This is a genomic window from Serratia sp. DD3 (assembly GCF_000496755.2).
Map to the genome: position 1 here is coordinate 45,102 of NZ_AYKS02000016.1, position 24,352 is coordinate 69,453.

General features: G+C 49.0%; 19 protein-coding genes, 1 other RNA gene and 1 other annotated feature. Of the genes, 9 read left to right on the top strand and 11 right to left on the bottom strand.

What is annotated here, in order from left to right; translation table 11 throughout:
* Positions 1-185: 185 nt before the first annotated feature.
* Positions 186-1,403 carry an MFS transporter gene (locus IO95_RS02075; RefSeq protein WP_023491016.1) on the top strand — a complete coding sequence of 406 codons (1,218 nt, stop codon included), beginning with the start codon at positions 186-188 and terminating at the stop codon, positions 1,401-1,403.
* 311 nt (positions 1,404-1,714) lie between these two features.
* Entirely contained in the window at positions 1,715-3,397 is a 1,683-nt protein-coding gene (gene ybaL, locus IO95_RS02080; RefSeq protein WP_023491017.1) for a YbaL family putative K(+) efflux transporter, read from the top strand.
* Positions 3,398-3,458: 61 nt separating this feature from the next.
* Here ybaL and hemH read toward each other — a convergent pair whose 3' ends face one another.
* The 7 genes from hemH to apt all read right to left on the bottom strand — a co-directional run bounded on the left by hemH (position 3,459) and on the right by apt (position 12,041).
* Positions 3,459-4,421: a ferrochelatase gene (hemH, locus tag IO95_RS02085; protein ID WP_023491018.1), complete on the bottom strand. Its 963-nt coding sequence runs from the start codon at positions 4,419-4,421 to the stop codon at positions 3,459-3,461.
* Between the two features lie 230 nt (positions 4,422-4,651).
* Positions 4,652-5,296 (bottom strand): adenylate kinase, encoded by a 645-nt coding sequence (gene adk, locus IO95_RS02090; protein ID WP_023491019.1) that lies wholly within the window; start codon positions 5,294-5,296, stop codon positions 4,652-4,654.
* Positions 5,297-5,522: 226 nt separating this feature from the next.
* Entirely contained in the window at positions 5,523-7,388 is a 1,866-nt protein-coding gene (gene htpG, locus IO95_RS02095) for a molecular chaperone HtpG (RefSeq protein WP_037383679.1), read from the bottom strand.
* Between the two features lie 386 nt (positions 7,389-7,774).
* Positions 7,775-8,380: a recombination mediator RecR gene (gene recR / locus IO95_RS02100; RefSeq protein ID WP_023491022.1), complete on the bottom strand. Its 606-nt coding sequence runs from the start codon at positions 8,378-8,380 to the stop codon at positions 7,775-7,777.
* Complete coding sequence (locus tag IO95_RS02105) at positions 8,380-8,712, bottom strand: YbaB/EbfC family nucleoid-associated protein (RefSeq protein WP_023491023.1); 333 nt, start codon at positions 8,710-8,712, stop codon at positions 8,380-8,382. The genes recR and IO95_RS02105 overlap by 1 nt, the downstream gene beginning before the upstream one ends.
* A gap of 39 nt (positions 8,713-8,751) precedes the next feature.
* Complete coding sequence (gene dnaX / locus IO95_RS02110; protein ID WP_023491024.1) at positions 8,752-10,719, bottom strand: DNA polymerase III subunit gamma/tau; 1,968 nt, start codon at positions 10,717-10,719, stop codon at positions 8,752-8,754.
* Positions 9,355-9,419: a sequence feature (DnaX frameshifting element), on the bottom strand. Its footprint overlaps the gene before it by 65 nt.
* Before the next feature lie 770 nt (positions 10,720-11,489).
* The gene (gene apt, locus IO95_RS02115) at positions 11,490-12,041 is read right to left on the bottom strand and encodes an adenine phosphoribosyltransferase (RefSeq protein WP_023491028.1); all 552 of its coding nucleotides are present in this window, start codon (positions 12,039-12,041) and stop codon (positions 11,490-11,492) included.
* Between the two features lie 309 nt (positions 12,042-12,350).
* Here apt and priC point away from each other — a divergent pair, with 309 nt between their 5' ends.
* Together priC and rsmS are read left to right on the top strand one after the other, a co-directional pair.
* Positions 12,351-12,887 carry a primosomal replication protein PriC gene (gene priC / locus IO95_RS02120; protein WP_023491030.1) on the top strand — a complete coding sequence of 179 codons (537 nt, stop codon included), beginning with the start codon at positions 12,351-12,353 and terminating at the stop codon, positions 12,885-12,887.
* Between the two features lie 135 nt (positions 12,888-13,022).
* A complete protein-coding gene (gene rsmS, locus IO95_RS02125) occupies positions 13,023-13,202 on the top strand; it encodes a pleiotropic regulatory protein RsmS (protein WP_037383619.1) in 180 nt (59 codons plus the stop codon).
* A gap of 12 nt (positions 13,203-13,214) precedes the next feature.
* Here rsmS and mscK read toward each other — a convergent pair whose 3' ends face one another.
* From mscK to acrR, 3 genes are all read right to left on the bottom strand, one after another.
* The gene (gene mscK / locus IO95_RS02130) at positions 13,215-16,613 is read right to left on the bottom strand and encodes a mechanosensitive channel MscK (protein ID WP_023491034.1); all 3,399 of its coding nucleotides are present in this window, start codon (positions 16,611-16,613) and stop codon (positions 13,215-13,217) included.
* Positions 16,614-16,719: 106 nt separating this feature from the next.
* The gene (locus IO95_RS02135) at positions 16,720-17,073 is read right to left on the bottom strand and encodes a DsrE/DsrF/TusD sulfur relay family protein (RefSeq protein WP_023491036.1); all 354 of its coding nucleotides are present in this window, start codon (positions 17,071-17,073) and stop codon (positions 16,720-16,722) included.
* Between the two features lie 11 nt (positions 17,074-17,084).
* Positions 17,085-17,750 carry a multidrug efflux transporter transcriptional repressor AcrR gene (gene acrR / locus IO95_RS02140; protein ID WP_023491037.1) on the bottom strand — a complete coding sequence of 222 codons (666 nt, stop codon included), beginning with the start codon at positions 17,748-17,750 and terminating at the stop codon, positions 17,085-17,087.
* A gap of 142 nt (positions 17,751-17,892) precedes the next feature.
* On the opposite strand from acrR, the gene IO95_RS02145 reads away from it, so the two are divergent.
* The 4 genes from IO95_RS02145 to IO95_RS02160 all read left to right on the top strand — a co-directional run bounded on the left by IO95_RS02145 (position 17,893) and on the right by IO95_RS02160 (position 23,401).
* Positions 17,893-19,083, top strand: a complete 1,191-nt coding sequence (locus IO95_RS02145) for an efflux RND transporter periplasmic adaptor subunit (RefSeq protein ID WP_023491038.1) — start codon at positions 17,893-17,895, stop codon at positions 19,081-19,083.
* 20 nt (positions 19,084-19,103) lie between these two features.
* Positions 19,104-22,250: a multidrug efflux RND transporter permease subunit AcrB gene (locus tag IO95_RS02150; protein ID WP_023491039.1), complete on the top strand. Its 3,147-nt coding sequence runs from the start codon at positions 19,104-19,106 to the stop codon at positions 22,248-22,250.
* 529 nt (positions 22,251-22,779) lie between these two features.
* Entirely contained in the window at positions 22,780-23,148 is a 369-nt protein-coding gene (gene tomB, locus IO95_RS02155) for an Hha toxicity modulator TomB (protein WP_023488989.1), read from the top strand.
* Between the two features lie 49 nt (positions 23,149-23,197).
* Complete coding sequence (locus tag IO95_RS02160) at positions 23,198-23,401, top strand: HHA domain-containing protein (protein ID WP_023488988.1); 204 nt, start codon at positions 23,198-23,200, stop codon at positions 23,399-23,401.
* Positions 23,402-23,701: 300 nt separating this feature from the next.
* On the opposite strand, the gene ffs is transcribed toward IO95_RS02160, so the two are convergent.
* An RNA gene (ffs, locus tag IO95_RS23800) (signal recognition particle sRNA small type) lies at positions 23,702-23,798 on the bottom strand.
* 225 nt (positions 23,799-24,023) lie between these two features.
* On the opposite strand from ffs, the gene IO95_RS02165 reads away from it, so the two are divergent.
* Positions 24,024-24,338: an MGMT family protein gene (locus IO95_RS02165; protein ID WP_023488987.1), complete on the top strand. Its 315-nt coding sequence runs from the start codon at positions 24,024-24,026 to the stop codon at positions 24,336-24,338.
* The last annotated feature ends 14 nt before the right edge of the window (positions 24,339-24,352 follow it).

Sequence of the window (24,352 nt, forward strand, 5' to 3'; positions counted from 1 at the left end):
CCATATAGGTTTCAAAATTTTGCTACTTACGTCAAATTGTGTCGCTGTAATCTCACTTACTGGAGATAATTGATACGATTACTGTTGGTCATTTACACTAAAGGTAACATTGACAACGTTGTCGAAAGAAAGATCAACGGGTTAAACTGTCCACCTCACAATTAATTACCAGGCTAAATTATAATATGACTGATCGTTCTGAAGCGGCCATGCCACCGGTAAAAAACAAAGCGGGAACCGGGACTGCTTTCTCTATTCTTGGTGCTATCAGTGTTTCTCACCTGCTCAACGATATGCTCCAATCGCTTATTATGGCGATTTATCCGATCCTGCAAGCAGACTTCAACCTCAGTTTCACGCAAATTGGTATCATTACCTTAACCTATCAATTCAGCGCATCGCTGCTGCAGCCATTAGTGGGTCATTACACCGATAAGCATCCTCAGCCCTTTTCGCTCCCCATCGGCATGGGGTTCACCCTCTCTGGTTTGCTACTGCTGGCAAACGCCAATACTTTCCCACTCGTCTTGTTGGCTGCCGCTTTGGTGGGCACCGGATCATCGATATTCCATCCTGAATCATCCCGTGTTGCGCGCATGGCCTCGGGTGGGCGCTATGGTCTGGCTCAGTCACTGTTCCAGGTAGGGGGGAATTTTGGCAGTTCACTTGGCCCGCTGTTGGCGGCGCTGGTGATAGCCCCCTATGGCAAAGGGAATGTTGGCTGGTTTTCTCTGGCGGCATTGCTGGCGATTGTCGTACTGCTGCAAGTAAGCAAATGGTATCAACATCAGCACCGGATGGCGAAAAGCAAACCTAAATCGGCTTCCTTGGTCACCGCGCTACCACGACGTACTATCGTCGTTTCTCTATCCATCCTGTTGCTGCTGGTTTTTTCCAAATCTTTCTATTTGGCCAGCATCACCAGCTATTACACCTTTTATTTGATACAGAAGTTTGATGTTTCGGTGCAAAATGCTCAGTTACATTTGTTTGCCTTCCTATTTGCCGTCGCGGTGGGCACTCTGATTGGCGGGCCTTTAGGGGATAAGATCGGGCGTAAATATGTTATTTGGGGGTCGATCCTCGGTGTGGCACCCTTTACCCTCGCTTTACCCTACGCTTCTCTTTATTGGACGGGAATTTTAACCGTTATTATTGGCCTGATTTTGGCCTCTGCTTTCTCGGCCATTCTGGTTTATGCGCAAGAATTAGTTCCAGCTAAAGTGGGGATGATCTCGGGCTTATTCTTCGGTTTTTCTTTTGGTATTGGTGGCTTAGGCGCTGCGGTGCTTGGTTTCGTCGCGGATGTTACCAGCATCGAGTTGGTTTTCATAATCTGCTCATTTCTACCCCTTATTGGGATTGTCACAGCATTACTACCAAATGTTGAACACAAGCACTAAACCCCCCTAAAAACCCGGTTTAGACAGCCATTCAAACCGGGTCATTCACTAAAAAAATCAATTTTTTATCCGAGATAACCATAAAAAATCACAACCAAGGGATTAAAATAGCATAAAATCCTTATTTATCTAACCAACCTGAAATTAACTAAGTAATTTCAATGAAAACACACTATAATAAGTTACCCATCACCATTCAAACGATAGAGGGCCCCATGTACACCGCCCCTCTCGCTTAAATGGCGATAGTTTCATTTTTTTCATACACTTTCTTTATCTATTTTGGCGTAATACAACCGAAAGGAGTCTGGATGCATCATCATACCCCCTTGATCTCCACCATTGTTGGAGGATTAGTACTTGCCTTCCTCTTTGGTATGCTGGCTAACCGTCTGCGCATCTCCCCCCTGGTGGGTTACCTTGCCGCAGGGGTGCTCGCGGGGCCTTTTACCCCCGGTTTTGTCGCTGATACCTCTCTGGCACCAGAACTGGCGGAAATAGGCGTGATCCTGCTGATGTTCGGTGTTGGCCTCCATTTCTCTCTTAAAGATCTTCTGGCGGTAAAATCCATCGCCATTCCCGGTGCCATCGTACAAATTGCTGTGGCCACTGTGCTGGGGATCGGGTTATCCAAACTGATGGGCTGGGATCTGATTGCCGGCCTGGTCTTTGGCTTGTGTCTATCCACCGCCAGTACCGTGGTACTGCTACGGGCATTAGAAGAACGGCAACTGATTGACAGCCAACGAGGGCAAATTGCCATTGGCTGGTTAATTGTAGAAGATTTAGCCATGGTGTTGGCGCTAGTGCTGTTACCGGCATTCAGTAATATGCTTAAGAGCGATACCGCCAGCACCACACAATTACTCAGCGAGTTGGCGATCACCATTGGCAAAGTGGTTGCTTTTATCGCTTTGATGATTATTGTCGGCCGCCGACTGGTCCCCTGGATCCTGGCTAGAACCGCCAGTACCGGTTCTCGTGAACTCTTTACCTTGGCTGTTCTGGCCCTGGCATTGGGTATTGCTTACGGCGCGGTCGGTTTTTTCGATGTTTCATTCGCACTCGGTGCCTTTTTTGCCGGTATGGTGTTGAATGAATCTGAGCTGAGCCATCGAGCCGCCCATGATACTTTGCCATTGCGCGATGCTTTTGCCGTGCTGTTCTTCGTCTCTGTCGGTATGCTGTTTGATCCGATGATCCTGATTCAGGAGCCGTTGGCGGTGCTGGCAACGCTGACCATTATCCTGTTTGGCAAATCGATAGCGGCCTTTGCGCTGGTGAGAATATTTGGTCACTCCAAGCGCACTGCACTGACGATTTCTGTCAGCTTGGCACAAATCGGGGAGTTTGCCTTTATCCTTGCCGGGTTGGGGATTTCACTCGGCATGCTGGACCCACATGGCCGCAATCTGGTTCTTGCCGGTGCAATTCTGTCGATTATGCTTAACCCGCTGATGTTTAGTTTATTAGAACGTTATCTGGCTAAAACCGAGACCATCGAAGATCAGAGCCTCGAAGAAGCAGTAGAAGAAGAGAAGCAGATCCCGGTAGATATGTGTAGCCATGCGTTGATCGTCGGTTGTGATCGCGTTGGGCACTTGCTCGCCAACAAACTGACTAAAGAAGGGATTCCTCTGGTGGTGGTTGAAAATAGCCGCAGTAAAGTGGAGGCCCTGCGTGAGCAAGGGTTCAAAGCGGTACTCGGTAATGCCGCCAATCCGGAAATCATGGAACTGGCCAGGCTCGATTGTGCCCGTTGGTTATTGCTGACCATCCCCAATAGCTATGAAGCCGGTGAGATAGTGGCTGCCGCGCGACTTAAACAACCGGATATCGAAATTATTGTACGTGCGCATTATGATGATGAACTCGATTATCTGGCTGAACAGGGTGCCAATCAGATAGTCATGGGGGAATTCGAGATTGCCAGCAGCATGTTAAATAGCTTCCAATTTGCGATACCGATAACTGCTGAGGCCGCCAAGGCGTAAGCCAGTTGCCGTTATACCCCGGCTTAAGGATGAGCCGGGGCACGCACCCACTTGCAACCAATCACAGCCCTTTGGCGACTAACTCCTGCAGCAGATCAATATGCGCCGCATCATCATTAAGCGCTGGAATATATTCAAATTTCTCCCCGCCTGCTGCCAGGAATATCTCCCGGTTCTGCTCTTTGATCTCCTCTAAGGTTTCCAGACAATCCACAGAAAAGCCAGGGCAAATCACTTGGATATGTTTCACCCCTTGAGCTGGCAGACTTTTCAGTGTTTCATCCGTATAAGGCGTCAGCCAAGGCTCGCGACCAAAACGCGACTGATAAGTCATCATCATGCGGTCCGTGCCCAGAGAGAGCCGTGCCGCTAGTGCACGGTAGGTATCCTCACAACGTTGCGGGTAATCATCCCCCAAGTGTGCATAACGTTTCGGGATGCCATGAAATGACACCACAAGTCTATCAGGCTGCCCATGCTGGACAAACGCCTGAGCGACACTCTGTTGCAGGGCACGGATATAAGCCGGGTGCTCAGCATAGTCACGGATAAACGTCAGCGAAGGCAGACGGCGGTAATTTTTCAGTACCCGCGCCACGCCATCCCAAACCGCTGCACTGGTAGAACAGGAGTATTGCGGATACAACGGTAATACCACCAAATTGGTGACCCCTTGTGCCAGTAGGTTATCGATTGCTGATGCCAGGCTCGGTGAACCATAACACATGCCCAATTCCACTGGCGTATTGGGCATACGCGCCGCCAGTTGCTGCTGTTGGCGGCGGCTATACACTAACAATGGTGACCCCTCATCCATCCAGATGGATTGGTACAACTTTGCTACACGCGCCGAACGGAGTGGTAAAATTACCCCATTGAGCAGTGGCCACCAGAGCAGCGGTGAGGTATCAACAACACGCCGGTCACTGAGAAACTCTTTCAGGTAGCGCTTTACCGCTTTAGGCGTTGGTGCTTCTGCTGTCCCCAGATTCACCAGTAATACCCCATGTTTCTCTTGTTTCATCACAGTTTCCCTTTCCGGCTAATATCTTGTTAATTAGGCCTATTGTAGTAGAAAAGCACTTGATGGGGCTTAGGTATATCGCAATATGCCATCACTTGAGGTTTTTGAGAAAAGCTTTAGTGGAGGGAAAAGGCGTACAGTGCTTGCTATGGCAGATCACACACGCCTGATCAAACGGGTCATGATTGCGTCAGGCAATCATGACCAACAAAGAAACCGATAAAGATTAATTAGCCCAGAATGGTCGCTAATTCACTGCTCACTTCGGTGACTTTGCGCGTACCATCAATTTTGTGATAAGCGGTGTTGCCAGCATCAGCCTCTTGGTGATAGTAAGAGACCAGCGGTGCCGTCATCTGGTGATATTCAACCAGACGCTTACGGACCGTTTCTTCTTGGTCATCTTTGCGCGTGGTGAGTTCTTCGCCAGTCACATCGTCTTTTCCTTCCACCTTCGGTGGATTGAATTTGGTGTGATAAACACGACCTGATGGCGCATGTACACGGCGACCCACGATACGATCAATGATCAGTTCGTCCGGTACATCAAACTCCAGCACATAATCCACCTTAATGCCGGCCTCTTTCATCGCGTCAGCCTGCGGAATAGTGCGCGGGAAACCGTCCAACAGAAAACCATTACGGCAATCCTGTTGAGTGATACGCTCTTTGACCAGCGCGATCACCAGTTCATCGGTTACCAGCTTACCGGCATCCATAATTTCTTTCGCCTGCTTGCCCAGTTCCGAGCCGGCCTTCACGGCTGCACGCAACATATCACCGGTGGAAATTTGCGGGATACCGTACTTTTCCATGATAAATTGAGCCTGAGTACCTTTACCTGCGCCCGGAGCGCCCAGCAGAATGATACGCATTGCGTAAATCCCCTCACTATGTATTTTCCCTTGACCTTGCAAGCGTTAACTTGAAGTTTATCGGGCTTGAGTTTTTATAAAATTGCGGAAACGCTCAACCTTATCATTTCTGGTGGGGGTGGCTCAAGGAGATGGTAGGAATTCGGACGGGTAAATATCCCGCCGCTATTCAGATTACCATATTTCACTGAAAGAGCGGCGGGAACCATTACCAAGCAGACAAATATCAGGCAGACAAGAGTTTATTCATCAAGCGGATAAACTGGTTTGGATCTTCCAGTGTGCCACGCTCTGCTAACAGTGCCTGATCCAGCAGCAAGTCTATCCACTCAGCAAACAGTGCGTTATCGCCGATATCCGCTGCGCGTTTGACCAAGGCATGATCCGGGTTCAATTCGAAGATATACTTCACCTCCGGTGCAGGTTGACCAGCCGCAGCAAACAGTTTCGCCATCTGGGTGCTCATTTCATCGGCATCGGTGGTGACGATCGCTGGCGTATCGGTCAAGCGATGTGTCAAACGCACCTCTTTCACCCGCTCACCCAACAAGGTCTTGACCCGCTCGATAAACGGCTCCAGTTGTTTCTCGGCTTCTTTCTGCTCTTCGGTTTCATCCGCCAGTTTATCCAGCGCTTCATCCGCTTTGCTGACAGACTGGAACTGTTTACCGTCGAACTCGGTCAGATAGCTCATCATCCATTCGTCAATGCGATCAGAAAGCAGCAGGACTTCAATGCCTTTCTTACGCAGCAGTTCCAGGTGTGGGCTGCTCTTGGCGGCGGCATAGCTGTCGGCGGTGATGTAGTAAATCTTCTCTTGGCCTTCAATCATGCGGCCAATATACTCTTCCAGCGACACGGTTTGCGCCGAGCTGTCGTTATGCGTAGAAGCAAAGCGCAACAGTTTAGCGATAGCTTCCTTGTTGTTGCTATCTTCCCCTGGCCCCTCTTTCATCACCAAGCCAAACTGTTGCCAGAATGTCTGATAGGCTTCGGCGTCATCTTTTGCCAATTTTTCCAGCATCTGCAGTACACGTTTGGTCAACGCAGCACGCAAGCTCTGGGTAACACGGTTATCCTGCAAAATCTCACGGGAAATGTTCAATGGCAGGTCATTGGAGTCTATCAGCCCACGGACAAAACGCAGGTAGTTAGGCATAAACTGCTCGGCATCATCCATAATAAACACACGCTGAACATACAGTTTCAGACCGTGCTTATGATCCCGATTCCACATATCCCAAGGTGCACGAGCCGGGATATACAGCAGGCTGGTATATTCCTGCTTACCTTCTACCCGGTTGTGGCTCCAGACCAGCGGATCAGTGAAGTCATGAGCAATGTGCTTATAGAATTCTTTGTACTCTTCATCCGTCACATCGGATTTGCTGCAGGTCCACAACGCTTGCGCCTTGTTGATCTTCTCCCAGGTGACCGTATCGTCTTCTTCATTCTTGGTTTCGATTTCAACCGGCAACGCAATGTGATCGGAATATTTGCCGATCACAGAACGCAAACGCCAGCCATCAAGGTATTCCTCTTCACCAGGACGCAGATGTAGAGTAATTTCAGTACCACGTTCCGCTTTGTCGATATCGGCAATGGTGTAATCACCTTCCCCTGCAGACTCCCAGAACACCCCTTTATCCGAACGATCCCCGGCAGCGCGAGTACGGACAGTGACTTTATCTGCCACGATAAATGACGAATAAAAACCGACACCAAACTGGCCGATCAGTTGACTGTCTTTCGCCTGTTCGGAACCGATCGACTCCAGAAAAGCTTTAGTCCCTGACTTGGCAATGGTTCCCAGGTTCTCAATCACCTCGTCACGGGTCATACCAATGCCGTTATCAGCAATGGTCAGGGTATGCTTATCTTTGTCAAAAGAGACGCGCACGCGCAGTTCACCATCACCTTCATACAGTTCTGGCTGAGAAAGCGCCCGGAAACGCAGCTTGTCAGCCGCATCGGATGCGTTAGAAATCAGCTCACGCAGGAAGATTTCTTTATTGGAGTAGAGCGAATGAATCATCAAATGAAGCAGTTGTTTAACTTCAGACTGGAATCCGCGGGTTTCTTGACCTTTCATACTCATTGATTACCTCAATAGCCAATAGTGTTATACCCGATACCTTTCAATTGGTTCATGGCCGTTGTTGATGCTTAGATCCACCCAAGATTGAAGTGAACTGAAGCAGTTAACGCCATCACCGCTTGAAAGACGCAGGGAATATGACCAAATCGAACAATGAGGATTAAGTGGGGTTAACCATGAGGTTTTTCAAGCGACTGTGCGGTTTTTTTTGTGGGTTATCTCGAAGCCGGGCTATACCCGTCGCCATTCAAGTTGCAGCGGTGTTGGCTGCCCTTACTCACCCGAATCACTTACTCTAGTAAGCTCATCGGGATTCGCTCAGTTGCCGCCTACCTGCAACTTGAATGAACTTGAGTATATATACTGCTCGGCTGAAAATATCAAAACTTGATCACATGCCGCCCAGCCAGAGAGTGGGACAGCGTGGTACCGTCGACCATTTCAAGTTCTCCGCCAACCGGAACGCCATGAGCAATACGGCTAGCAACCACGCCATATTGGCTACACATCTCGGCAATATAGTTGGCCGTGGCGTCCCCTTCCACCGTCGGGTTGGTGGCCAGGATCACTTCACTGATGGTCTCTTTCTCTAACCGCTGCTCCAGCCGGTCAAGGCCAATATCACCAGGGCCAATACCATCCAGCGGTGACAGATGCCCCATCAGCACAAAGTAGCGCCCGGCAAATTGCCCGGTCTGCTCAATGGCATAAATATCCGCTGGGCTCTCTACCACGCAAATCTGGCCGTTTTGCTGACGGCGCGAGTTATTGCAGATGGTGCAGGTATCCTGTTCGGTAAAGGTGCGGCAGTCAGCGCAGTGCCCCACCTCAGACATTGCGCGGGTCAAAGCCTGAGCCAAGCGCATGCCACCACTGCGATCACGCTGCAACAGTTGAAATGCCATGCGCTGCGCCGACTTAGGACCCACACCGGGTAGGCAACGCAACGCCTCCATCAAGGATTCAAGGAGCGGGCTGGTTTGCATCAGAACGGCATCTTAAAGCCTGGTGGCAACTGCATACCGTTAGAAACCGACGCCATCTTCTCTTTTTGCGTTTCTTCTACACGGCGTGCTGCATCATTGAATGCGGCGGCAATCAAATCTTCCAGCATCTCTTTGTCGTCTTCTTCCAGCAGGCTGGGGTCGATCTCAACACGGCGGCAGTTATGCGCACCATTAATGGTCACTTTCACCATGCCAGCACCTGATTCACCCGTAACTTCCAACCGGGCAACTTCTTCCTGCATCTGCTGCATTTTTTCCTGCATCTGCTGGGCTTGCTTCATCAGATTACCCAAACCACCTTTACCAAACATAGTCGTCTCTCATTGCATGGGCGCACACTCGGCGCCGTGTTAAATGGGGCGAATACTCTCTTCATCCAGATCAGCGTCAAAAAAACGACACAGTGTCTGAATATGGGTATCCGCAATTATAGACTGACGAGCCTGCGCCAGTTTTTCTTCATAAATGGCTTGCCGCCACTCCAACGGAGTCCGTTCTGCTGGATTATCGTCTTCCACTACAGTGAGTTCAACCGTGCTACCGTGCAATTCACTGAGTGCATCCGCCAACGTTCTTTGCGCCGTAGAAGAGTTCAAATGGCGTTGGGTAGAACGTAAGTGAAGACAAATACTACCCGGAGCCAACTGTTGTTTAAAGGAGTTCAATGCCAGTTGCTGCACCAGTTTAGGTATCTTCAGTTGTTCAATTTCTGCCGCCCAAGGATCACGCTTGAGCGACTCAACCACCAGTTTAGCTGACAACTCGGGGGTCTTTTCATGTTCCAGGGCGGTACGCAGGGCTTTTGGTGTCGCCAACGGCTCCTGGGGAGCCTCCGGTTCAGTTTGTGCGCGCCAGCGATAGGCTTCTGGCTTCGCAGGTTTTTCTGCTACCCGCTTTTCCGCCTGGCGCTGCTGACTACGCTCAGTCACTGCAGCCAACCGCTCCAGTGCTGAGTTCGCCGGCCGCCCATTTATTGGTGCAGCCGGCTCACTCTTTTTTGCGGTGGATGCCCCCTGTTGCCGCAGCAACTGGGTGCGCGCTTTCAATAATTGCGCGGTGGCATCCGGTAAATTTGTCTGTTGTTGGCTCTGTGCTGGTCGCGTCTGCCCTAACGGCGGAGGCGTATCCCCTCCCTCGGCGTACTGCTCAGGCCTACTATGATTTTCAGTAGGTACTGACGATGCTGGCGCTGGAACAGTCGGCGCTCTGCTCACAGGATCAGGGATTACCGCCTTGGGGTGAAAGGCCAACGCACGTAACAGGGTCATTTCAACCCCCATACGGCGATCAGGTGCTAAAGGCAGCTCTTTGCGGCCAATCAGCAACGTTTGGTAATAAAGCTGTACTTCTGTGGGGGGTAGCAGGCGCGCCAATTCACGCAACCGCTGTTCAACAACCGCATAGTGGTTGTCCAACACCGATGGCAGCAATTGCAGCATGGCGATACGATGCAGCAACGCCAAGGTTTCCACCAGCAGACTTTCCCAATCCACACCTCGCGAAGCAGCCTGTGCCACCTGGGCCATCACTTTTTCACCGTCAGCATGAACCAAGGCTTCCAGAATGGCCAAGGGTTGTTCATCATCCAACGTTCCTAGCATCTGGCTGACGGTATCACTACTCACCTGCCCTTGCCCCATGGCAATGGCCTGATCAGTCAGGCTGAGGGCATCACGCATACTGCCGTCAGCAGCACGAGCCAGCAGTTGCAGCGCTCGAGTGTCACTGGTGATGTGCTCTGCCTGCAGGATGGTTTCCAATTGAGTCCGGATCTGATCAACGTCCATCGCTTTCAAATGGAATTGCAAGCAACGAGACAAGATAGTCACTGGCAGTTTCTGCGGATCCGTGGTGGCCAGTAAAAATTTAACATGTGCCGGTGGCTCTTCCAGCGTTTTCAACAAAGCGTTGAAGCTATGACGCGAAAGCATGTGGACTTCGTCAATCAGGTAAACCTTAAAACGACCGCGCGCCGGGGCATATTGTACGTTATCCAGCAAGTCGCGGGTGTCTTCCACTTTAGTTCTGGAGGCGGCGTCAATCTCGATCAAATCGACAAAGCGGCCCTGCTCAATCTCACGGCAATTATCACATTGACCACAAGGTGTTGCCGTGATGCCCGTTTCGCAATTCAGGCACTTGGCCAATATGCGGGCAATAGTGGTTTTACCGACACCACGGGTACCAGAGAACAGATAAGCATGGTGGAGCCTCCCAAGCTTGAGGCCATTAGTCAGCGCCGTCAGGACATGTTCTTGTCCAACGACATCGGCAAATGTTTGAGGGCGCCACTTACGGGCAAGAACCTGATAGCTCATTAACACCGGAGAAGTCGAGTAATATGAGGGGTTATGCTAACACAGGGCCACACTGATAGGCGAGGGTGTTTATACCTGCGCCAGGACTATGCGGTCATGTTCTCTTTGAGCAAATCTGAAATGTCACCCATTGTCCTATCGGGAGAATATTTGATGGCAAAAGTGATAATTCACATGAGCCACAAAAAACGTGCTCCCCCAGAGCATGTGGGAATCGGTCAGCCGTCATAGACATTACGCAAATTGATGGTCAAAGAAGGACAATGGCGCGAACATTGTCGCAAAATGACCCGAATTTATCGTGCGTTCTCCGTTACTTGACTGCATGAGAGGGGTTACACCTGATACCATTAAAGCTATCGGGCTGGCGATTTTGAATGCGGTTATTTCTTCCTCGCTCAGTCCTAAATAGGAACAATAAACAGAAAAGGTCCGCATTTCTGCGAACCTTTTCTGTATAACTCTATCGATCGTCCTCGGGGGGAAGCATGGCTACTAACTAAGCTGCCAACTAACAAGTCCCGGGGCTAGTGATGCCAGTGTAAGGATCTTTGACGATGCCGTCAAACTACATAAAGAATAGTCTCTCTGTTGCTAGAATCGAGGCTTATGAAGCCTTTGTCGGTGGCTCGCCAGGCTTAATGCAGACTGAGAAAGCGCTGAACCTCTATATGTGGAATGCTCTGTTTTGCATTGATAGGGAATACAGAGCCATTACCCATCAAGCTGCAGGGTTAGATGTCTGCAACTTGACGGGTGTCGGAGATCAATCAGTGACCAGCGAAATCAACCAGGCAGTAACAATCGATTCCCAGATTGTTAAGGCGCGCTTCACCGCCAAGATCCGGTAAGTTGATAATAAATGCTGCATCTTCCACGATACCACCGAGGCGACGAATCAAGGTGGCCGTGGCTTCAATGGTACCGCCGGTCGCCAACAGATCATCAATCACCAGCACCTTATCGCCAGCCGTAATGGCATCGGTGTGGATTTCCAGTTTATCGGTACCATACTCGAGCTCATAACTTTCACTTATTGTAGCTCGTGGCAATTTACCCGGTTTACGCACGGGCACAAAACCGACACCCAGAGCCAATGCTACCGGTGCACCAAACAGGAAACCACGCGCTTCAGTCCCCACCACTTTGGTTACCCCCTTATCAAGGTAACGCTCAACCAACAGCTCAATACTGGACGCATAGGCCAGCGGGTTTTCCAATAAACTGGTCACATCGCGGAACAGAATACCCGGCTTCGGATAGTCAGGTATGGTTTTGATACTCTCTTTAATAAACTGAAGCTGCTGCGCAGTCTTGTCCATAGTTATTGCCTGATAATACATGCTGATATACCCGTTCTGCTGAAATACTGAAGCAACTGGCATGACAACGGGTATACTTCCACACAGGCTCTCAACTGCCTTGCCATCAACTCAAAATGGCGGCAGGAAACCTGCACACGAAAACGCCCAAATCTATGCAAAATACGCGATAAATGCAACTGAGAGCGTACAATCAGCACGTTTTTTGTTGCGATAGGTCAATAAGCATCAGGATAATCACCATCATGGCGCAACAAGCCGTGTTTATAGGCTTTTTTTGCAACTGGCACTTGGGTATAAGGAGCCACCGTGAGTACACAACGCTTATTACAAACGCTTGAACAGCAGATAACCGCTTTAGCCAACAACATTCAGCCACAAGGCGATATGCCGATTCCACAGGCGCGATTTGATATTGCCCTTTTCTCCAATCGCGGTACCCGGCTGCGTGATTATTTAGCCGAAATACAGAAGAACTTTGCCCAATTACAAATGGCAGTAAAAGATAACCGTACCGCCCAAGTGGCTTTTCTGGCTGAAAGATTGGTCGCTCAGATCACGGCTTTACAACGTGAACTGGCCACCTTGGTGTTACGGCGTAAAAATCAGCCCAAAGTGATGGGTGAGGTGGATATCTATCATAAACTTGCAGAACATCAGGACTATGAACGCCGTCTGGTGAGTATGATCCAAGATCGCGAAAGTCTGTTAGGTGCCCAAACAACCCTCGCGGCACAGAAAAAATTGCAGCAGGAAGTGGCAGCGATAGAAGGCAGATTATTACGTTGCAGGCAGGCATTAACACGAATTGAGCGCAGTATTGCGCGTAAAGAAAACAATTTTTGAAGATTTATCACATTAATTTAATGATTCTCCCCCACTGCAACATAAGTTTATTATACTTTGCTACAGATTATTCTCAGTACTTCCTAACCTAAGGTTGGGAAGTACGACACTTTGACACATGAAAACGTTGGATATATGCCACTGGAAAATGCCTCGCCAGAACTGCAACTGGCGGTAGATTTGATTTATCTGCTCGAATGCAACGAGATAGACCCGGTCACAGCGCTGGCTGCACTGGACATTGTCAGAAAGGATTACCAGCAGAAGATACTGCAATCACGCCGGGCGAAACCGTATTTATCTGCCGACCCGTAGGCCTCTGCCAGACTACGAGGCGGTTTGAGTATCACTCTCTGGATCTGGTCTCAGCCCACGTTTCACTTCTTGCACTTCATTACCCTGGCGGTTATGTAAATAAACTTCCAATTGGTTAAACGCAATATTAATACCATTCTCTCGGCACAAACGATCAATGGCTCGGTTCAGCTCATCCACCGTGTAACTGCGGTCACGCAATTCCCGCACATACAGACGCAGCTCATGATCCAGAGTACTGGGGCCAAAACTCAGGAAGAATACGGCAGGCTCAGGATCCGTCATAACCAGTGGGTTTTCTTGCGCCGCTTGCAACAGCACCGCTTTAACCTTATCCAGGTCAGAACCATAAGCTACCCCGACCTTAATCAGTACTCGAGTAATCGTATCTGATAGAGACCAGTTGATCAGCCTCTCGGTGACAAACGCTTTATTGGGAATAATCACTTCCTTGCGATCAAAATCGACAATAGTCGTCGCACGGATGCGGATCTTGCTAACTGAGCCAGAGAAGGTACCGATGGTGATGGTGTCACCAATACGTACCGGGCGCTCAAACAGAATAATCAAGCCAGAAACAAAGTTGGCAAATATTTCCTGTAAACCAAAACCCAACCCCACCGAAAGTGCCGCCACCAGCCATTGTAACTTGTCCCATGATACACCTAACGACCCCAAAGCAGTGATGGTACCCACCGCCGTAATCAGATAGGTCAGCATCGTGGTAATCGCATAAGAGGTGCCGGTTCGTAGTTGTAGCCGTGATAGCACCAGCACTTCCAACAAACCGGGTAAATTGCGCGTCATGACATAAGCAACAATCACCGCAATGATAGCCACCATGAAATTCCCCAAGGTCACGGCTTTCGGTATCACGCTACCAGCGACACTACTGGTGTAATGCCACAGACTGATGCTATCGAGATAGGAAATAACGGTTACCAGGTCTGACCAAATCCCATAGAAGGCACTGGCGAAAATCAGAAATAACACCATGGTACTCAGGCGCAGAGATTGCTGGTTGATTTGCTCCAACGCTAAGGGCGTTTCTTCAACCGGTTCAATCCCTTCGGCACCCTCTTTCTCTTTCGCCAGATTCTGGCGGCGCGCGACAGCGCGACGATAAGCCAGACGACGGGCGGCGACGCTCAAACCACGGATCACAGCCTGATAGACGATATTCCACAAGAAGAATAGATACAGGCTGTCAATCCAACGCCCAGCTAATTGCAACGCGGTATAAAAATACCCCATAAACATCAACCCCAGCAGAATGAGTGGGGTCACCGCCAATGCAGTCACTACCAACAATCTTACTGCATGGTTATTTTTTTCACGCCAACTGTTACGGCAAATAGGATACATCAATACCGTTAGCAGGGATAAAGTCAGGATCACCACCACCTGGCCAATAACATCATCAACCAGTTTGGAGGGATTTTTTTCGCCCAGTATGGACCAGAAAATCAGCGGTAATAACGTCAAGCCAAGCTTGATACACTGGCGACGGTAGTGGTTACAAAGGTCAAGTTTGGCATTAAAATGGCGCTGATAAATACCTCCCGGGGCCAAGAGGCGAAAAATCAAGGCAAATACCAGCCATAGCAGCGCGAGCTGTCGTGACAGTGCCCAAATAAAGTCACTAATGCTAATCTCTGCACAATAGAACCAAAACCCGGTACCCAGTATCAAAAGTACCCCAGGCAACACTTGTAATAATGTCAGCGCAATGGCTTTTGGGGTATGGAGTTGGCTGTCACGTTTTAACTGCCCAATATCATTGGTCAGTTTTTTCAAATAGTTATTAATGGCACGATTACGCCAACGCAATAGGCCAATCACTATCACCATAGGGATCAGGAAAACGACTGACTTTTGGGCTCCCAATACCATTTGGTCGGTGTCGAACTTGAAATCCAACCGGGCAAACTGATCTTTTAGCGCCCCCGGCATCGCTTCCAGCCAGGCTAAATCAATCGGCTTATTGCTGTTAACCCAGAAAATCTGTTGGGTAAGGGTATGTTGCATCGCGGTATAGACACTGGTCAGTTGCTGTTGATTAACCTGCAAGGTGATAGCCAGCGACAACTGATTATTAAGTTGTTTATTGAGTTGATCCAGCAACTCACGGCGCATAACAATAATATCGTTTAGCGCATCACTCGCATCACTATCGGCTTTTTCTTTGCTGTTAGCCAACAGTTGGTTGACAAAGTCATCCCCTTTGAACAAAGCATCACGCTGCTGGTTGACTTCAAATTGTTCCAGGCGTAAATCTGCGATATGAGCACTCAAATCTGTCACCAAGGTTTTAGGGGGCAGATTTTGCTGCTGTTGATACAGGATGCGTGACAGTACCAAACTCCCCCGTAATACCTGGATCTGTTCCTTCAGGTTCTGTGCTGATTGCAAGCCGCGATCCAGCCAGTTTTTTACCTGAATATTTTGCTGAAACAGTGTATTACTCTCTTCCGTGGCGGTAATCAGCCGCTGACTGATTTTACGGTTGATATCCAGTTGATTACTAACCAGCTTAATGCTTTGTGTATCTGTGGCATCTTCTGGGGCTTGCGCTTCTTTCGCCGTTTTTTCTGACAGCGTCAACCGCTTGCTATTCACCACTTCCTGCAATATCTGGACCTGATGATCTAAAGCATCAATACGTAACGTGGTGTAATCACGCTGCTTCTGCAAAATATCCTGTAAAGTCGTATTCGCCTCCAACCTTCTGCGTTGTAACTCCAACTCCGCATTAATCAGCGATTGTTCGGTCATCAGCATCACTTGCTGACTGTTACGTAAAGGTTGCTGCCCTGGCGTTTGTGCACTGAGAAGATTGCGTATCTCCTGCAAGCGCTGAGAAGCCGTATACATACTGCTTTGTACACGTTCAGGCTGTGTCTGCAAAGAAACCAGTTGGCTGCTGTAGGTCGAGAGGTTTTGCTGCGCACCCTGGAGGTCATCCAGGGTTTTATACAGGCGTTGCTCCAACTGGCGTAATGAAAGAGGCACCAATTCTGCCCGCGTTGCCGCTTCATCATTGGTGGTACTTTTCAGTATGTCGAGATCTTTAAGTATCGACTGTAACTTTGCCGGCGCTTGCTGAAGTTGCTGCTTAAGCTGATTACCTTCCTGCTTGGTACGTTCCAGCGTATCGAGTATTTCTAGCGTGCGGATCAAATCCTGTTGGGAAAGTTTATCCACCTCAGTCAGGTTTTGTTGTTTGTTCAACGCATCAAGTTGGCTCTGGACTTCGCTGCGAGCAGGAATTTCACTCGTTTGCGCGAAAACACCTAGCGGCAAACACAGCGCTATCAGCAATAACAGAAAAGGAACCAGGCCAGGGAAAACAGGCCCCCGGGCGTAACGAAAAGCAACTTGGTAGTAATAGATGATTGGCCTGCGACTCATGGCTTAATGTCATTCAACAATGAAGTCTCAAGATTAGCATGATCACAGGCTGACAATGAATAATAAAAATGTAGCGGGGGATGACCGGTTAAAATTCCAACAGAAATCAGAAGGTCAATACCTTATCAGCAGCCAGGGTCCACTGCCCCAACTCCACCAATGTGCCAATCTCAACACCATCAACCAAGGATAACTGGCTAACCCCGCGCGCATCAGCACAAGTCTTACATAACTTCACCGGTACCTGTTGCGCGGTAAGTATTTCCAGCATTTGTTGCAAATTATACCCTTCACGCGGCTGTTGCCCAGCGATGCCGGCCACAACAGCATCGGACATTAAAAACAGTTTCAGGCACAGCTCAGGTTGCTGCTCTTTTAAGGTAATAGCCAAACGCAGTGCATTAAACAGTGATTCCTGACCGTAAGCTGCACCATTGGCAATCAGTAACAGGGATGACATAGAAGTTCTCCTTATTCAGTTTGTAGGTCTGCCGATAGAGACGATTTTACCCGCAAAGAGGGGCACAGTTGCACCATTTCAAGGAAAACATCCACAAAGGCGCTGGCATCAGCTTTCAGATCAAAACTTTCTGGCAGAAATAGCCAATTTTCCATCAGCCCTGTGATATAGGCACGTAGTACCACCGCAGCTCGGCGCGTATGCAGATCAGCAGGAAGCTGACCACGAGCGATGCTATTATGCAGGACCCGTTCGATACGTTCATAGCTTTCAAGGTAAAGCACCTTACGTGCATCATGCACTGGCACCATTTCACCAATAAACTCACATTTGTGAAAAATGATCTCCATTAAGGCGCGGCGACGACTGTCATCAACTGTCGCAATCAAAACGTAAATCAAAATTTCCTTTAAAATACGTAGTGGATTATCTGGAAACTTTGTTTGATACTCTAACTCTAAATCCCCTATTTTCGAATCTGATTGCTGCCAAATTTCGTTAAATAGGTCTACCTTATTTTTGAAGTGCCAATAAATTGCACCGCGAGTGACCCCTGCCGCAGTAGCAATATCAGTCAAAGAGGTGGCTGAAACGCCGCGCTCAGAAAACTCTCTCACAGCGGCATCCAGGATCTGTAGTCGCGTTTCTTGTGCTTGTTGTTTAGTTTTTCGTGCCATAGCATTGTTTTTTTAAGAGTGTGTGACTTACATACATTCGCGAATGTATGTATTATAGCACCCACAAAATATTAACGCAGCAATGGGTTTTTCAAGCTGTGATCCATTGATCATTTTGAAATCGAACACTTGAGGTTTTTCTATGAACAAAAACAGAGGGTTAATGCCTCTGGCGGCAATTATCATGCTTTCAGGCAGCTTAGTGCTTACAGGATGTGACAACAAAGACGCCCAATCCGCTGGTCAACGCCCAATGCCTTCTGTAGAGGTAGTGACACTGAAAGGAGAGCCGCTCAATATCACAACAGACCTACCTGGCCGTACTGCCGCCTATCGCATTGCCGAAGTTCGCCCTCAGGTCAATGGCATTATTCTGAAGCGCAACTTTGTTGAAGGCAGTGATATCAAAGCAGGTGTTTCACTGTATCAAATTGATCCCGCCACCTATCAGGCTGCCTATGACAGCACCAAGGGGGATCTGGCCAAAGCGCAAGCCGCTGCGGATATCGCCCGCCTGACAGTCAACCGTTATAAACCGTTGCTAGGCACCAATTACATCAGTAAACAGGACTACGATACCGCCATTTCTAACCAGTTACAGGCCAATGCTGCGGTAGTCGCGGCTAAAGCTGCGGTGGAAAGTGCGCGTATTAACCTGGCTTATACCAAGGTGAGCTCGCCGATTTCTGGGCGCATCGGGCTATCTACCGTGACTGAAGGGGCGCTGGTGACCAGTGGTCAGGCTACTGCACTGTCCACCGTACAACAGTTGGATCCCATGTATGTCGATGTCACCCAATCAAGTAACGATTACCTGCGTTTAAAGCAAGAGCTGGCCGACGGCAGCCTGCAACAAGAGAACGGTAAAGCCAAAGTAAGATTACTGTTTGAGAACGGGCAAGCGTATGCTCAAGAAGGCACGCTGGAATTCTCCGACGTCACTGTGGATGAAACCACCGGTTCTATCACCATCCGCGCTATCTTTCCTAACCCCGATAATACACTGTTACCCGGTATGTTTGTGCGAGCCCGCCTGGATGAAGGGGTGCGCAACGATGCCTTACTGGTACCACAACAGGGAGTTACCCGTAACCCACGGGGTGAAGCAACCGCACTGGTTGTTGGGGCGAATAATAAAGTGGAGCAGCGTATCTTGACCGCCGAGCAAGCTATTGGTGATAAATGGCTGGTCACCGCTGGCCTGAAGGCTGGTGACCGCGTGATTGTTACCGGGCTACAAAAGATCAAACCCGGGATTGAGGTGAAAGCACAAGAAGTTGATAGCCAGGCAGCCGCACAACCACAGGCACCCTCTGAACCCGCTAAGAAGTGATAAAAAGGAGCCGGTAACACATGGCTAAGTTCTTTATAGATCGCCCCATTTTTGCCTGGGTCATCGCCATCATTATTATGCTGGCGGGTCTCCTGTCAATCGTGAAGCTACCTATTGCTCAATACCCTACCATTGCGCCGCCCGCAGTGACGATAGCCGCAAACTATCCCGGTGCTGATGCTAAAACCGTGCAGGATAGCGTCACACAGGTTATTGAACAGAATATGAACGGTGTCGATAATCTGCTGTATATGTCCTCCAGCAGTGACTCGGCAGGCAACGTTCAGATTACCTTGACATTCGACTCAGGTGCCGATCCTGATATTGCTCAGGTACAAGTACAAAACAAACTACAACTGGCCATGCCATTGCTGCCACAAGAAGTTCAACAGCAAGGGGTTAGCGTAGAAAAGTCGAGCAGTAGTTTCTTGATGGTAGCGGGCTTTATTTCTGAAGACGGCAGTATGACTCAGGAAGATATCGCAGACTACGTCGGCTCCAATATCAAAGATCCTATCAGTCGTACACCGGGGGTGGGTACTGTTCAGCTCTTTGGTGCTCAGTACGCCATGCGTATCTGGCTAGACCCGAATAAACTGAACAAATTCCAACTGACGCCCAGTGATGTCATTGCGGCAATCAAAGTTCAGAACAACCAGATTGCTGGTGGCCAGCTTGGTGGTACACCTCCGGTAAAAGGCCAGCAGTTAAACGCCTCTATTATTGCCCAAACCCGCCTGAGTTCACCGGAAGAATTCAGCAGAATCCAACTGAAAGTCAATGCAGATGGCTCGCAAGTGCGTCTGAGCGATGTAGCCAAGGTTGAACTGGGGGGAGAAAGCTATAATGTTATTGCTCGTTACAATGGTAAACCTGCATCAGGTATCGGTATTAAGCTGGCCACGGGCGCCAATGCGCTCAATACTGCGGCGGCGGTTAAAGCAGAGCTGGGTAAACTGCAACCGTTCTTCCCTGCCAGCTTGCAGGTTGTTTACCCTTATGACACGACGCCTTTCGTTAAAATATCCATACACGAAGTAGTAAAAACCCTGGTGGAAGCGATCATCCTGGTATTCCTGGTGATGTATCTGTTCCTGCAAAACTTCCGGGCCACGCTGATCCCTACCATCGCCGTGCCCGTAGTGTTGTTGGGAACATTCGCGATTCTGGCTGTTTTTGGTTACTCGATAAACACCCTGACAATGTTTGGTATGGTGTTAGCAATCGGCCTGCTGGTGGATGACGCCATCGTGGTGGTGGAAAACGTTGAGCGGATTATGGCTGAAGAGGGGCTTTCGCCCAAAGAAGCCACCAAGAAATCAATGGAACAGATCCAAGGGGCATTGGTTGGCATCGCCTTGGTGTTGTCTGCGGTATTTATCCCCATGGCTTTCTTCGGTGGGTCAACGGGTGCCATTTATCGCCAATTCTCAATCACCATTGTTTCCGCCATGGTGCTATCGGTCTTGGTGGCATTAATCCTGACCCCGGCACTTTGCGCCACCATGCTTAAACCGATCCCCAAAGGGGATCATGGTATCAACACCGGCTTCTTTGGCTGGTTCAACCGCCTGTTTGAAAAGAGTACCCATCACTATACTGATAGTGTGGCGAATATCCTGCGCAGTACTGGCCGTTACCTGATGGTTTACCTGCTGATCGTCGTGGGTCTGGCTGTGCTGTTTATGCGCCTCCCCTCCTCCTTCCTGCCGGAAGAAGACCAGGGAATGTTGTTAACGATGGTGCAAATGCCTGCGGGAGCCACCCAGGAACGTACACAGAAAGTATTGGAGGAAGTGAACCATTACTTCCTGACCGCAGAAAAAGACAACGTTAACTCGGTATTTACCGTTAACGGTTTCGGTTTCAGCGGCCAGGGGCAGAATACTGGCTTGGCGTTTGTCAGTTTGAAAGATTGGTCTGAACGCAGCGGTGCCGCCAATAAAGTACCTGCTATTGTTGGCCGTGCTATGGGGTCATTTTCTCAGATCAAAGATGGCTTGGTGTTTGCCTTTAACCTGCCGGCGATCATCGAACTGGGTACCGCCAGCGGTTTTGACTTCCAACTGATCGATCAGGCTAACCTAGGTCATGAAAAGCTGACAGAGGCGCGTAACCAGTTACTGGGTATGGCAGCACAGCACCCAGACCTACTGACCGGGATGCGCCCGAATGGTCAGGAGGACACACCGCAATTCAAACTTGATATTGACCAGGAGAAAGCGCAGGCATTAGGGGTTTCCCTGAACGATATCAACAGTACCATCAGTGCGGCGCTGGGCGGCGCTTATGTTAACGATTTTCTCGATCGAGGTCGTGTAAAACGCGTTTATGTACAGGCTGATGCCCCATTCCGTATGTTGCCCGAAGACATTAATAAATGGTATGTCCGCGGTAGCAGTGGTCAGATGGTACCTTTCTCCGCCTTTGCTTCGGCCCATTGGTCATTCGGTTCGCCGCGTCTTGAACGCTATAACGGCCTGCCATCAATGGAAATTATCGGGCAGGCGGTACCTGGGCGAAGTACTGGTGAAGCAATGGATATGATGGAGCAACTCGCGTCCAAACTGCCAAGCGGTATCGGCTATGACTGGACAGGTATGTCCTATCAGGAACGCTTGTCCGGCAGTCAGTCCACCTCACTGTATGTTATCTCACTGATCGTGGTGTTCTTGTGTCTGGCGGCATTGTACGAAAGCTGGTCAATTCCATTCTCGGTGATGCTGGTTGTCCCTCTTGGGGTGATAGGTGCACTCTTGGCCACCAGCTTTCGTGGGCTGGAAAATGATGTCTATTTCAAGGTTGGCTTACTGACGACCATCGGGCTCTCCGCGAAGAACGCCATATTGATTGTAGAATTTGCTAAAGACCTCATGGATAAAGAAGGTAAGGGGCTAATTGAATCAACGTTGGAAGCGGTACGTATGCGTCTGCGCCCCATCCTGATGACATCATTGGCCTTTATCCTGGGTGTTATGCCACTGGTTGTTAGTAGTGGTGCTGGTTCCGGTGCCCAGAATGCGGTAGGTACCGGGGTAATGGGTGGGATGGTTACCGCAACAGTATTGGCCATCTTCTTTGTTCCGGTGTTCTTTGTGGTGGTTCGCCGCCGTTTCAGTAAAAAGAGCGAAGACCTGGATCATAGCCACCCTATTGACCGTCAATAATCATTTTTGTTGTTCATCCACTGAGGCCGCCCATGCGGTCTCAGTGGATGATAAGACGATGTCCGCGCAACGTTACTCGGCTCTTTCATCAGCTTCGCTCCTTTCGTAGCCGCTGCAAACCACTCTAGTTATTTCAGGTATAGATTAAAGTTCTATTCAAAAAATGTTCACCACATTGAAATAACATTAGTTTTTTTGATATTAGAAAGTTCTGCAATAAAAATCAGCTATGCGTTATAATTATGATTAAATCATTTTCAACACTGGCTTGGATATCTGTAGTCAGGGTTACATTAGCACACAATAACTCGCTACCTAACCAACAATGACCTCAGCACGAGACACATAAACAATAACGGCGAGTAAATTGTAAATTTCCGTAATATCAACAAACCAGATTGCAAGTAATGGTTTATATTTATGGTACCAAGCGATTATTGACCCAGTGTTAAATTTTGCAAAAAATGATGTAGCTTCATGTACTCACAGCGTGTTATCGGCACCGAAATTAAGGCTGACGGGAGGCGATATGGATGAGTATTCAACTAAGCAGCATGATATTGCTCAGCTTAAATTCCTGTGTGAGAGCTTGTATGATCAGGGCATTGCCACCTTGGGGGACAGTCAGCGTGGCTGGGTTAACGATCCAACATCTAGCGACAATCTTCAGCTTAATGACTTGATTGAGCATATTGCTTCTTTTGTAATAAGTTTTAAAATTAAATACATGGATGAAAATGATTTATCAGCATTGGTTGAAGAGTATCTGGATGATACCTATACCGTGTTCAGCAGCTTTAGTATTAATAATGCTGACCTGCATCGCTGGCAGGAAACCAAAATGCGAACTTTCAGAATGCTCTCAGGAGAAAGCATTTGTACCACGATAAAAACTTAGGGATAATTCACCTCGATTATTTGTGTTATTTTTAAGATTAAAGGTTACCATGACAAAAATTGACTATCTGATGCGCTTACGTAAATGCACGACCATTGACACTCTCGAACGTGTCATTGAAAAGAATAAATATGAACTCTCTAACAACGAGTTGGAACTGTTTTACTCTGCTGCAGACCACCGCCTTGCCGAACTGACCATGAACAAGTTGTACGATAAAATCCCCGTTGCCGTTTGGAAGTTCGTAAGATAATCATTTTAAAGCATAATAAACTGCTGGCTTTCTGATTGCAGGAACCGGAACAAACTCCGTGAATGGATTTCGATATACTCGTCATCCTTCAAGTAGCCTGGGTGTTGGCTGTGTTAGCTCGCACCAGTCACATAGTTGCCTATGCTCCTAGCAACTATTGAACTTGCCACCTAGATGCAACTCGAATTATTTCGAGCGTATATTGTTCCTGCAAATTGAATCGGCGCGAATTATTTTGGGGATAAGCTGGAAGTAGACAGTAGATATGATGCAGCCTGTCAAGGCTCAAATTGGTGGGGGCCCTGCCAGCTACATCCCGGCACACACGTCACTCGCTGCGGCTGCTTCCTTCCGGACCTGACCGAGTTCACAAGTTAGTGTTGCGGGAGAACCAACAGGGCCCCCATTGACGACTTCATTCACTATGACAGTTTCACTGCCATTGACTACGAAGCGGTGGGCATTATCGGTGATGGCCCATTAAATAGCAAGCCATCCACTGACCAACCGCTGTTTTCTTACCCATTCCGGTTATGGCACACTTGCCTCCTGGATACCTACGCCCGCTACCATGGGATTGACTGTAATCTCAATGAGCAGGGAGAGAACAGGAACAACAGCAATGACCACAGAACGTGCCTCTTTCAGTCAGCGAGTATTTCATATCGTCGCGGCTATTCCTTACGGTAAAGTCACCACCTATGGTGCAGTCGCGCAATTGGCTGGTTCACCACGTGCAGCTCGTCAGGTCGGTGGGGTGTTATGCCGTTTGCCTGAAGGCAGTACCCTACCCTGGCACCGGGTAGTGAACCGCTATGGGCAAATTTCATTACAGGATGACGACTTTCAACGCCAAAAACAGGCACTGCTTGCCGAGGGAGTCATTTTTGGTCCCAGCCATACTATTGATTTGCAGCACTATGGTTGGCGCTGGTAGGTATCTTTCAGTTC